General features: G+C 72.7%; 11 protein-coding genes. 8 read left to right on the top strand and 3 right to left on the bottom strand.

Going from position 1 to position 11488, the window contains the following annotated elements:
* The first annotated feature begins 110 nt into the window (after positions 1-110).
* From ABZX67_RS29565 to ABZX67_RS29550, 4 genes are read left to right on the top strand one after another with little or no spacing between them, the layout of a single operon-like run.
* Positions 111-1409, top strand: coding sequence for a HAMP domain-containing sensor histidine kinase (locus ABZX67_RS29565; RefSeq protein ID WP_355366504.1), 1299 nt, complete (start codon positions 111-113; stop codon positions 1407-1409).
* 42 nt (positions 1410-1451) lie between these two features.
* On the top strand, positions 1452-2816 hold the full coding sequence (locus ABZX67_RS29560) for an FtsW/RodA/SpoVE family cell cycle protein (protein WP_355366501.1): 1365 nt from the start codon (positions 1452-1454) through the stop codon (positions 2814-2816).
* Positions 2813-4321, top strand: a complete 1509-nt coding sequence (locus ABZX67_RS29555; RefSeq protein ID WP_355366498.1) for a penicillin-binding transpeptidase domain-containing protein — start codon at positions 2813-2815, stop codon at positions 4319-4321. The genes ABZX67_RS29560 and ABZX67_RS29555 overlap by 4 nt, the downstream gene beginning before the upstream one ends.
* 13 nt (positions 4322-4334) lie before the next feature.
* Positions 4335-4802, top strand: a complete 468-nt coding sequence (locus tag ABZX67_RS29550; protein WP_355366495.1) for a DUF3291 domain-containing protein — start codon at positions 4335-4337, stop codon at positions 4800-4802.
* A gap of 12 nt (positions 4803-4814) precedes the next feature.
* Here ABZX67_RS29550 and ABZX67_RS29545 read toward each other — a convergent pair whose 3' ends face one another.
* Together ABZX67_RS29545 and ABZX67_RS29540 are read right to left on the bottom strand one after the other, a co-directional pair.
* On the bottom strand, positions 4815-5624 hold the full coding sequence (locus ABZX67_RS29545) for a hypothetical protein (RefSeq protein ID WP_355366492.1): 810 nt from the start codon (positions 5622-5624) through the stop codon (positions 4815-4817).
* 29 nt (positions 5625-5653) lie between these two features.
* On the bottom strand, positions 5654-6799 hold the full coding sequence (locus ABZX67_RS29540) for a ferritin-like domain-containing protein (RefSeq protein WP_355366489.1): 1146 nt from the start codon (positions 6797-6799) through the stop codon (positions 5654-5656).
* 159 nt (positions 6800-6958) lie between these two features.
* On the opposite strand from ABZX67_RS29540, the gene ABZX67_RS29535 reads away from it, so the two are divergent.
* The 4 genes from ABZX67_RS29535 (at position 6959) to ABZX67_RS29520 (ending at position 10261) form a co-directional block, all read left to right on the top strand.
* Positions 6959-7894 (top strand): diiron oxygenase, encoded by a 936-nt coding sequence (locus tag ABZX67_RS29535; RefSeq protein WP_355366486.1) that lies wholly within the window; start codon positions 6959-6961, stop codon positions 7892-7894.
* A 38-nt stretch (positions 7895-7932) separates the two neighbouring features.
* Positions 7933-8655, top strand: coding sequence for a TetR/AcrR family transcriptional regulator (locus ABZX67_RS29530; protein ID WP_355366483.1), 723 nt, complete (start codon positions 7933-7935; stop codon positions 8653-8655).
* 10 nt (positions 8656-8665) lie between these two features.
* Positions 8666-8935 carry a hypothetical protein gene (locus ABZX67_RS29525; protein WP_355366480.1) on the top strand — a complete coding sequence of 90 codons (270 nt, stop codon included), beginning with the start codon at positions 8666-8668 and terminating at the stop codon, positions 8933-8935.
* Between the two features lie 102 nt (positions 8936-9037).
* Positions 9038-10261, top strand: coding sequence for an NlpC/P60 family protein (locus ABZX67_RS29520; protein WP_355366477.1), 1224 nt, complete (start codon positions 9038-9040; stop codon positions 10259-10261).
* On the opposite strand, the gene ABZX67_RS29515 is transcribed toward ABZX67_RS29520, so the two are convergent.
* Entirely contained in the window at positions 10251-11483 is a 1233-nt protein-coding gene (locus ABZX67_RS29515) for a styrene monooxygenase/indole monooxygenase family protein (RefSeq protein WP_355366474.1), read from the bottom strand. The two genes, ABZX67_RS29520 and ABZX67_RS29515, sit on opposite strands and share 11 nt — an antisense overlap.
* Positions 11484-11488 lie beyond the last annotated feature (5 nt).

The raw sequence follows: 11488 nt of genomic DNA, 5'->3' as shown, positions 1-11488 counted from the left end.
GTGCGTACGGCGGGCTCATATCCCTCACCCTGGTCGCTCCCGGAGCCAATCCCTCGGGTGTCGCATCGGTCGGATACGTCCGCCGTCCGCACCGCGCCCGCCGTCCCCGCCTGCCCGCCTGGACCGCGACGCTGACCTGGAAGGCCGCGGTCTTCATCACCGTCATGTGCTGCGCCCTGGCGGCGCTCCTCGGCGCCCTCGTCCACGTCTCCGTGAGCCGCCAGACCGTCGAGTCGGCCCGCGAGAAGGCCCTCGACCGGCTGGAGGAGGTCACGGCCGCCTACGAGGCGGGCGAGCCGCTCCCCCGGTTCGCGGGGGTGGACCCGCCCGGCCTGCCGCCGTCCCTGCGCGACCTCGCCACCGGCGGCCGCCGGGGCACGGTGGTGGCGGACTACGAGGACCGGCCCACCATGTGGGCGGCCGGGCCCGCCGACGGCCGGGCGCTCGCCGTGCGCGTGGACTACTCGCTGAGCGCGCGCACCATCAGCGGCCTGGACCAGGCGATCGTCGGCTCCTCGGTGCTGGCGATCGGCGCGACGCTGCTGGTGGGCTCCTTCGCGGTCACCCGGGTCACGCGGCGCCTGCACCTGACGGCGCAGGTGGCGCGGCGGATCAGCGCGGGCGACCTGGACGCGCGCGTCCACGATCCCCGTACGAAGGACCCGTCGCGCCCCCAGGACGAGGTCGCGACGGTGTCGGTGGCGCTGGACACGATGGCGTCCAGCCTCCAGGACAAGCTGCTGAGCGAGCAGCGCTTCACGGCGGACGTGGCGCACGAGCTGCGGACGCCGCTGACCGGCCTCTCGGCGGCGGCCGAACTGCTGCCGCCGGGCCGCCCGGCGGAGCTCGTACGGGACAGGGTGCGGGCGATGCGCGCACTGACCGAGGACCTGCTGGAGATCTCGCGGCTGGACGCGCGCTCCGAGCAGGTCGACCTCGACGTCCACGACCTGGGCCCGCTCGCCGAGCGCGCGGCCCGCGCGGCCCGCGCGTCGGGGGGCGCGTCCGACGGCGACACGCGCGTCCGCGTCGTCCGCGACGCGCGCGTGGAGACCGACAAGCGCCGCCTGGAGCGCGTGCTGGGCAACCTCGTCGCCAACGCCCACAAGCACGGCCGCCCGCCCGTCACCCTCACCGTGGACGGCCCGGTCGTGACGGTGCGGGACCACGGCCCGGGCTATCCGCCCTACCTCCTGGAGCACGGCCCGCAGCGCTTCCGCACCGAGAGCGGCACCAAGGGCCACGGCCTCGGCCTGACGATCGCGGTGGGCCAGGCGGCCGCCATCGGCGCGGAGCTGGCCTTCGCGAACGCGCCCGACGGCGGCGCCGAGGCCCGCCTGACCCTCCCGGAGTACGTCGACCTCACGGACGACCCGGACCGCGACACCTCCCGAGGGGAAAAAATGTGACATAACGCCAAATTCCGCCCACCTCTTGCTACGTTGCGGACCATGACCGCACCGAGTGCCCCGCCCCCGAGCAAGCGTCGCGGCGTGGAGCTGTCGCTGCTCGTCGCGGCCGCGCTCATCGCCGTGTACGGCTACGCCGCCGTCGGCCTCGCCCGCGACGGCGCCGTGCCCCCGGACACCGCCACCTACGGCGCCGGGCTCGGCCTCCTCGCGCTCCTCGCGCACCTCGCGGTCCGCCTCCGCGCCCCGTACGCCGACCCGCTGCTCCTGCCCATCGCGGTCCTGCTCAACGGCCTCGGCCTGGTCCTGATCTACCGCCTCGACCTGGAGACCCCGGGCGACCACGCCGCCCCCACGCAGCTCGTCTGGTCGACCCTCGGCGTCGGGCTGTTCATCGTCGCCGTCGTCTTCCTGCGCGACCACCGCCTGCTCCAGCGGTACGCGTACGTCTCGGTCGCCGCCGCGCTGGTGCTGCTCTCCGTGCCGATCTTCTTCCCGGCCGTCAACGGCGCCAAGATCTGGATCCGGATCGGCGGCCTGTCCTTCCAGCCGGGCGAGTTCGCCAAGATCCTGCTCGCCGTCTTCTTCGCCGCGTACCTCGCGGTCAACCACCAGGCCCTGGGGCGTGTCCGCGGCCTGCGGCTGCCCGCCGGGCGGGTCCTCGGCCCGATCGTGGCGATCTGGGTGGTGAGCGTCGGCGTGCTGATCCTGGAACGGGACCTCGGCACCTCGCTCCTCTTCTTCGGCCTCTTCGTGATCATGCTGTACGTGGCGACCGGCCGGATCGGCTGGATCGCCGTCGGCCTGCTGCTCGCCGGGATCGGCGCCTTCGTCGTCGGCAGCCTGGAGCCGCACGTCAACGGGCGGGTCGAGGACTGGCTGGACCCCTTCGCGTCCATCGAGGCGGGCCAGGGCCCCGGGCAGCTCGCCCAGTCGCTGTTCGCGTTCGCCGCCGGCGGCGTGCTCGGCACGGGCCTGGGCCTCGGCAAGTCGACCCTCATCGGCTTCGCCGCCAAGTCCGACTTCATCCTCGCCACCGTCGGCGAGGAGCTGGGCCTCGCGGGCCTCACCGCGCTGTTCATGCTGTACGCGCTCCTCGTCGCGCGCGGCTACCGCACCGGCCTCGCCCTGCGCGACCCCTTCGGCCGGCTGCTGGCGACCGGGCTCGCCTCCATCGTGGCGCTCCAGGTCTTCGTCATCGCGGGCGGCGTGATGGGGCTGATCCCGCTCACCGGGATGGCGATGCCGTTCCTCGCCCAGGGCGGCTCGTCGGTCGTCACCAACTGGATCATCGTGGCGCTGCTGATCCGGGTCAGCGACTCGGCGCGCGCCCCCGAACCGGAGCCCGAGCCCGGGCGGGACCACGAGCGACCGAAGACCACCACCGTCAAGGAGGCCGCCCGGTGATCCGCTACATCCGCCGCGCCGCCGCCCTGAGCTTCGTCCTGCTCGTGGCGCTCCTCGTCAACGCCGCGCGCGTCCAGATCGTCGAAGCCCCCTCGCTCGACAAGAACCCCGCCAACCGCCGCCCCACGATCGCCCGGTACGCCCAGCCGCGCGGCGACATCCTCGTCGGCGGCCAGGCCGTCACCGGCTCGCGCGACACCGGCCAGCCGCTGCGCTACGAGCGCACCTACCGCGACGGCCCCCTCTACGCGCCGGTCACCGGCTACGCCTCGCAGACGTACGGCACCACCCTCCTGGAGAACGCCGAGGACGCCGTCCTGTCCGGGACGAGCCCGCTGCTGGCGCCCTTCCCCTTCTGGAACGACCTCAGCCGCACCCGCCGCCCCGGCGGCCAGGTCGTCACCACCGTCGACCCGGTGCTCCAGCGGGCCGCGTACGAGGGGCTGGACGGCAGGCGCGGCGCGGTCGTGGCCCTGGAGCCGTCCAGCGGGCGGGTCCTGGCGCTGGTGACGAGCCCGTCGTACAACCCGGGTCTGCTCTCCGGCACGGGTGAGGCGGTGACCTCCGCGTGGACGCGGCTGAACGCGGCGCCGGGGCGGCCGCTGCTGAACCGGGCGCTGCGGCAGACGTATCCGCCCGGTTCCACCTTCAAGATCGTGACGGCGGCGGCGGCGCTGGACGCCGGGATCGTCACGGACGTCGACGCCCCGACCGGCGCCCCGGACCCGTACCTGCTGCCCAACACCCGTACGGCGCTGCCCAACGAGGCGACCGGCTGCGCCAACGCCTCGCTCTCGTACGCCATCCGCTGGTCGTGCAACACCGTCATGGCGCACCTCGGGGTGAAGGTGGGGCTGGCCGGGATGCTGGACGCGGTGGCGCGCTTCGGCTTCAACGACGACGCGCTGCGCATCCCGTCGCGGGTGGCGCGGTCGAACTTCGACACCGACATGACGGCGGACCAGCTCGCGCTCTCGGCCATCGGCCAGTACGACACGACGGCCACCCCGCTCCAGATGGCCATGGTCGCGGCGGCCGTCGCCAACGGCGGCGACCTCGCCCAGCCCCACCTGGTGGACCGCACCACCACCTCGGGCGGCAGGACCGTCGGCCAGACCGTGCGCCGCTCCTACCGGCAGGCGATGCAGCCGGTGACGGCGATGCGGCTGCGGCAGCTGATGCTGGACGTGGTGGAGCGCGGATCGGGCGGCAACGCGGCGATCAAGGGCGCCCGGGTCGGCGGCAAGACCGGCACCGCCCAGCACGGCGTGGGCAACACGGGCACGCCGTACGCCTGGTTCATCGGCTGGGCGCAGGCGGCGGACGCGGGCCGTCCGGCGGTGGCGGTGGCGGTGGTCGTGGAGGAAGCCTCCGCCAACCGCGAGGACATCAGCGGCGGCGGCAGCGCGGCACCGATCGCGCGGGCGGTGATGGAGGCGGCGCTGGGGCGCACCGAGGGGCGTCTCGCGCATCGATACGACGTGGTGAAGCCGTCACGGCCGTGATTATGGTGCGCCCATGTCGAACGAACGCGCGTACCAGCTCGCCCAGGTGAACATCTCCCGCCTCAAGTTCCCGCTGGACGCGCCGGAGTTGAAGGACTTCGTCGACGCGCTCGACCCGGTGAACGCGGCGGCCGAGGCGGCGGACGGCTTCGTGTGGCGGCTGCAGAGCGAGGGCGGCGACGCGACGGACGTGCCGGTCTTCGGGGACGACTGGCTGATCATCAACCTGACGGTGTGGCGGGACATCGACGCCCTGACCGCCTTCATGTACCAGGGTCGGCACCGGGAGCTGCTCGGCCGCCGCAACGAGTGGTTCGAGCGGGTCAAGGAGGCGATGACCGCGCTGTGGTGGGTGGAGGAGGGCCACCGCCCCACGGTGGAGGAGGCCGAGAAGCGCCTCCTCCACCTCCGGGAGCACGGCCCGACCGCGCATACCTTCACCCTGCGCACCACCTTCCCGCCGGGGACGGACCTGGGCTGACGCCCGAGTCGGTCAGCGCAGCGGCTTGCGGAGCTCCGCGCGCACCTTCGCGGTCGTCTCGGCGAGCGCGCGCAGGTCGACGTCCTCCGGCTGCTGCGCCGCGATCTCCGGGGTGACCAGGGCGACGAACGAGGCGGTGTTGCCGTCGCCCCAGGCGCACATCGGCAGGGTGCTCGTCGTGCCCATGTCCGTGGAGCGCGTCACCTGGCAGCTGATGGTGACGTCCGCGCCGGCCGACTTGAAGTCCTTCGGCCGTACGACGAGCGTGGTGCCCTGGCCGGTCGCGCCGCCCTCAAGGATCTGGCGCCGCGTCAGGTCCGGGGCTCTGAGCTGTCCGTAGAAGCCGGACACCACCAGCGCGCTGCCCGGCTCACCGGTGTAGGTGGCGACGACGGACTTGGTGACGCGCACGCTGGGGTCCTTCGCGTCCTCCGCCTCGACGTCCTTGCCGTCCTTCTCGGAGGTGTCGCTGGTCAGCTTGTACGTGCCGGACAGGACGGTCACGGGGGCCGTCAGCTTGTACTCGGCGGCCGGGTAGGAACCGCCGGCCTGGGAGACGGCGTCGACGGCCTGCGTGCCGACCCAGGCGAGCAGGCCGAGCACGGCGAGCGACCCGGCGACGATCCCGACGACCAGCCCGGTCCGCTTCTTCGGGGGCGCGGGGGGCGGCGGCGCACCGTAGGGGCCCGGCCCGTAGGACGCGCCGGGCTGCGGCGGGTACGGCTGGTGCGGGTACGGCTGTTGCGGGTACGGCTGCGGCGGCCCGTACGGGCCCGGACCGGGCGGCTGCTGGTGCGGCGGAGGCGGAGGCGGCATGCTCATGCCCGCAGGCTACGACACGGGCAACGGCCTCAGGCCGCGCCCTTGCCCTGGCTCTTGCCCTCGTCCGTACCCTCGCCCGCGCCCTGGGCGATCGCGTCGGCCACCTCGGCCACGCGCTCCGCCTCCTCCACCCCGAAGCGCTCGCGGTCGAGCCGTTCCGCGATCTCCTCGTCCTGGGTCATCAGCAGGTCCAGGTTCGAGTCGCCGAGGTCGAAGACGCCCATGTCGAGGTACGCCTTCTGGAGCCGCTCGCCCCACAGGCCGATGTCCTTGACGCAAGGCACGATCCGGCTGAAGAGCAGCTTGCGGAAGAGGCGCAGCGTCCCGGACTCCTCCGAGACGACCGCCGCCTCCTTCTTCGAGATGCCGAAGTTCTCCAGCACCTCCACCCCGCGCAGCCGGTCGCGCATCAGGTAGCACCCCTCGATGACGAACTCCTCGCGCTCGCGCAGTTCGGCGTCCGTCAGCTGCTTGTAGTAGTCGCGCAGCGCCATGCGCCCGAAGGCCACGTGCCGGGCCTCGTCCTGCATCACGTACGCGAGGATCTGCTTGGGCAGCGGCTTGTTCGTCGTGTCGCGGATCATGCCGAAGGCGGCGAGCGCCAGGCCCTCGATGAGCACCTGCATGCCGAGGTAGGGCATGTCCCAGCGGGAGTCGCGCAAGGTGTCGTTCAGCAGGCCCTGCAGATTGTCGTTGATGGGATAGAGCATCCCGATCTTCTCGTGCAGGAAGCGGCCGTATATCTCGGCGTGCCGTGCCTCGTCCATCGTCTGCGTGGCGGAGAAGAACTTCGCGTCCATGTCCGGGACGGACTCCACGATGCGGGCGGCGCAGATCATCGCGCCCTGCTCGCCGTGGAGGAACTGGCTGAACTGCCAGGAGGCGTAGTGCCTGCGCAGCTCGGCCCTGTCCCGCTCCGTCATCTTGGCCCAGTGGCGCGTGTGGTAGAGGGTGAGCGCCTCGTCCGGCGTGCCGAGGGGGTCGTACGGGTCGACCTCCAGGTCCCAGTCGATGCGCAGCGCGCCGTCCCACTGCTTGTCCTTGCCCTTCTGGTAGAGGGCGAGGAGTCGGTCACGACCATCGTCGTATTCCCAGCTGAAGCGCGCGGCACCGGTGGACGGAACCTCCCATATCGGCTCACCCGGGGGCCCGGCGTAGAGGTCGTGCGTGGACACGGACAGCTCCTTTCTGTGCACAAACGGTGGTTGCAGGCTCACACGGTGGTAGACGCGGGGTCAACAAAGTTCACGCACAGGGGATTGACGGCCTTACTGACAGGCAGTCTTATAAGGGATGACCCCCAGTAACCCCAACTGCGCGAGGTGCCGTCCACCATGACCACCGTGACCGAACGCGACATACGACTCCTCCGCGACGCGCTCGGGCCGCTCCGGGACCGCGAGCAGGTCGCCGAGCGCCTGCTCGAATCCTCCGCCAAGCACTCCTTCGACCCCGACAAGGAGCTCGACTGGGACGCCCCGCTCGAAGAGGGCAAGTGGTTCTGGCCGCCGGAGCTGGTCTCCCTCTACGACACCCCGCTGTGGCGGAAGATGTCGGAGGAGCAGCGCATGGACCTGGCCCGCCACGAGGCCGCCTCGCTCGCCTCCCTCGGCATCTGGTTCGAGATCATCCTGATGCAGCTGCTCGTACGGCACATCTACGACAAGTCCGTCACCAGCAACCACGTCCGGTACGCGCTCACCGAGATAGCCGACGAGTGCCGCCACTCCATGATGTTCGCGCGCATGATCCAGAAGGGCGGCGCGCCGACGTACCCGGTGCCCCGGCTCTACCACAACCTCGCGCGCGTCCTGAAGACCGTCTCCACCACCCCCGGTTCGTTCGCGGCGACGCTGCTCGGCGAGGAGATCCTCGACTGGATGCAGCGCCTGACCTTCCCGGACGAGCGCGTCCAGACGCTGGTGCGCGGCGTCACCCGCATCCACGTCGTCGAGGAGGCGCGCCATGTGCGGTACGCGCGCGAGGAGTTGCGCCGCCAGATGGTGACGGCGCCGCGCTGGGAGCAGGAGTTCACCCGGCTCAGCTGCGGTGAGGCGGCCCGCGTCTTCTCCGTCTGCTTCGTCAACCCGCAGGTGTACGAGAACGTCGGCCTGGACCGCCGCGAGGCCGTCGCCCAGGTCCGCGCGAGCGGCCACCGGCGCGAGGTCATGCAGTCCGGCGCCAAGCGGCTGACGGACTTCCTCGACGACATCGGGGTGCTGCGCGGCCCCGGCCGCAGGCTCTGGAAGAGCTCGGGACTCCTCGCCTGACCGGGGGCACAGCGGGCGTACGCGGCTACGCTGCGGGCATGACGAGTGCCGCCACGCCCGCGTACCGACGCCTCAGCGTCGGGGAGCGCCGCAGCCAGCTCCTCGGCGTCGCCCTCTCCCTCTTCGCGCACCGCGCGCCCGAGGACGTCTCGCTGGACGACGTCGCCGAGGCCGCCGGGGTCTCGCGGCCGCTCGTGTACCGCTACTTCCCCGGCGGCAAGCAGGAGCTGTACGAGGCCGCCCTGCGGTCGGCCGCCGACGAGTTGGAGCTGTGCTTCGCCGAACCGGCCGTGGGCCCGCCGACCGAGCGGCTGGCCCGCGTCCTCGACCGGTACCTCGCCTTCGTCGACCAGCACGACACCGGGTTCAGCGCCCTGCTCCAGGGCGGCAGCGTCGCCGAGACGTCCCGTACGACGGCGATCGTGGACGAGGTGCGGCGCGCCGCCGCCCAGCAGGTCCTGCTCCACCTCGGCGTACCGGAGCCCGGGCCCAGGCTGCGGATGATGGTGCGCACCTGGATAGCGGCGGTCGAGGCGGCGTCGCTGATCTGGCTGGACGAGGGCAAGCAGCCGCCCGCCGCCGAGCTGCGCGCCTGGCTGGTCGACCACCTCGTCGCGCTGCTGACGGTGACGGCGACGACGGACCACGGGACGGCGCGCGCGGTGGAGGCGCTGCTGGCCCGGGAGACGGCGGACGGACCGGTGGGCACGCTGGCGCGCCGCGTGGGCCCCGTGGTCGGCGGGGCCGCGCACCTGCTGTGACACTGGGGGTGTGCGAAGCGAGAACACCCCCTTCTACGGCGGCCCGCTGGACGGCCGGGTCCTGCCGGTGCTGACCGGCCTCACCGGCCATCCGCCCAAGTGGTACGTGGTCCCCGTCCCGGCCGAGGACGGCGGCCCGGCGACGGTCCACGCCTACCGCCGCGTACCGTCCGGGTACACCCGGCGGCTGGGGCTCCAGCGGGGGTGGAAGTACGAGTACGCGCCCGGGGGCCGGGAGCGGCGCGAGCTGAAGTGGCCGTGGTCCAAACCCCCGCGCTGACGCGGCTCCGCGCTGCCTGTCGGGTGAACTCGATGCCCCGAAACGCCCAGTAATCAGTTATTCGCACCATTACCGCCGCAGGATGGCCGCGGAGGTGATGACGTGTCAGGACGACTGCTGCGTACCGTCTGTACGGCGGCGATGACGGTGGCGGTGCTGGTCGCCGCCGGCGCCCCGCCGGTCGCCGCGGAGCCCGGGCCGGAACCCGCGTCCGAGCCCGTGTCCGAGCCGGCATCGGACCCCGTCTCCGAGCCGGCCTCCGGCCCCGAGTCCGAGCCCGTGGACGAGCCCCTGCCCGCCGAGCCGACGGTGGCCGAGCTGCTCACCCGCCTGCGCACGCTCTACCAGCGGGCCGAGGAGGCGACCGAGGCGTACAACGCCACCGAGGAGGCGCTCACGGCGCACACCGCCGAGACCCGGCGGCTGACCGGTGATCTGAGCAAGGCCCGCGACGAGCTGGCGCGCGGCCGGGCGGACGCGGGAAGGCTGGCGCGGGCGCAGTACCAGGGGCGTACGGACTTCTCCGCCTCCCTGCGGCTGCTGCTGGCCCGCGATCCGGACCACGCCCTCGACCAGGCGCACGTGATGCGACGCGCGGCGCGAGAGCAGGCCGCGACGGTGGCACGCCTGGAGCGCGGGGAGCGGCGGGCCGACGCGCTGGCGACCGCGTCGCGCCGGGCGCTGGACCGGGAGCGGACCCTCGCGGAGCGGCAGCGCGAGGCCCGCGACGAGGCCCTCGCCCGGCTGAGGGAGGTCGAGAAGCTGCTGGCCTCGCTCACCGAGGAGCAGGTGGCGGAGGTGACGGCCCTGGAGGACGCCCAGACCGCCGACGCCCAGCGGGAGCTGCTCGCGACGGCCGCACCGGACGCCGCCCTGACCCCGTCGGAGGAGGGCGACGAGGCGCTGGAGTTCGCGGCCGGACAGATCGGCAAGCCGTACGAGTGGGGCGCGGAGGGCCCGGACTCCTTCGACTGCTCGGGCCTCACCTCGCGCGCCTGGGCCTCGGCGGGCCGCACGATCCCGCGCACCAGCCAGGAGCAGTGGCGCACCCTCCCGAAGGTCCCGCTGCGCGCGCTGCGCCCCGGCGACCTGGTGATCTACTTCCCGAAGGCCACGCACGTGGCGCTCTACCTCGGCGACGGCAAGGTGATCCAGGCCCCGCGCCCCGGTGCCCGCGTCAAAATCTCCCCGCTCGCCGCGAACCCCCTGCTGGGCGCGGTCCGCCCGGACCCGGACGCCCGCCCCCTGCGCGCGTACACCCCGCCGAGCCTGCCGACGGACGCGTCGACGGGCTCGGACGAGGGCTACGACGCCACTACGCGGTGACCGAGGCGAGGTACGCGGCCGTCTTCTCCGGCTCGTAGAAGAAGTTCTCGAAGTCGGCCGGGTCGTTGAAGCCGTTGGCGAAGCGGTCCGCCACCGGCGGGAGCTGCCCGGCCGCGCCGATCAGGTTCAGCACGTGCTCCGGCGGGACGCCCAGCATGGCGTTGGTCCACTTGGTGACGTGCTGCGCCGTCTCCCAGTAGCGGTCGAACGTCTGCTGCATCCACGCCTCGTCGAACGGCCGGTCGCCGTGCGACACGATCGAGTCGAGGTACGACGCCGCGCACTTGGACGCCGAGTTGGAGCCCTGGCCCGTGATCGGGTCGTTGGCGACGACGACGTCCGCGACGCCGAGCACCAGGCCGCCGCCGGGCAGACGGCCGATCGGCTTGCGGACGGTCGGGGCGTAGCGGCCGGACAGCGTGCCGTTCGCGTCCGTCAGTTCGACCTTCGTCGCCCGCGCGTACTCCCACGGCAGGAACTTCTCCATCAGCTCCAGCGTGAGCGCGAGGTGCTCGCCGGGGTCCTTGACGCCCTGGAAGACGTCCAGCGGCCCGCCCGGGATGCCCTCCCAGAAGAGGATGTCGGCCCGGCCGGTCGTCGTGAGCGTCGGCATGATGAACATCTCGCCGACGCCCGGCACCAGGTTGCACCGCACGGCCTCGAACTCCGGGTGCTCCGGGCGCGGGCCGAGCCCGTGCACGTACGCGACCGCCAGCGCCCGCTGCGGCTCGGCGTACGGGGAGCGCGAGGCGTCGCGCTCGAACATCGACACCAGCTCGCCCTTGCCGGCCGAGACCAGCACCAGGTCGTACGTGCGCGAGAAGTAGTCCAGGTCGGAGACGGCCGCGCCGTGGATGACCAGCTGGCCGCCGCGCTGGACGAAGGTCTCCATCCAGCCGGCCATCTTCACGCGCTGGTCGACGGACTGCGCGTACCCCTCCAGCTTGCCGACCCAGTCGATCACCCTCTGGGACTCCGGCCCCGCGACGGAGACGCCGAGGCCCTCGATCTTCGGGGCCTGCGACTCCCAGAAGTTGATGCCCAGGTCCCGCTCGTGCTGGAGCGCCGTGTGGAACATGCACTGCGTGGACATGACCCGGCCGGCCCGGATCTCGTCCGCCGTGCGGTTGGACATCAGGGTGACCTCGTACCCCTGCGACTGAAGTCCGAGGGCCAGCTGGAGACCGGACTGACCGGCTCCGACGATGAGTATCTTCCGCATCGGGA

The organism is Streptomyces sp. NPDC003036, from assembly GCF_040611175.1.
GTDB lineage: Bacteria > Actinomycetota > Actinomycetes > Streptomycetales > Streptomycetaceae > Streptomyces.
Note: the sequence above shows the minus strand (reverse complement) of the source record. Positions and strands in the feature narration are given on the sequence as shown.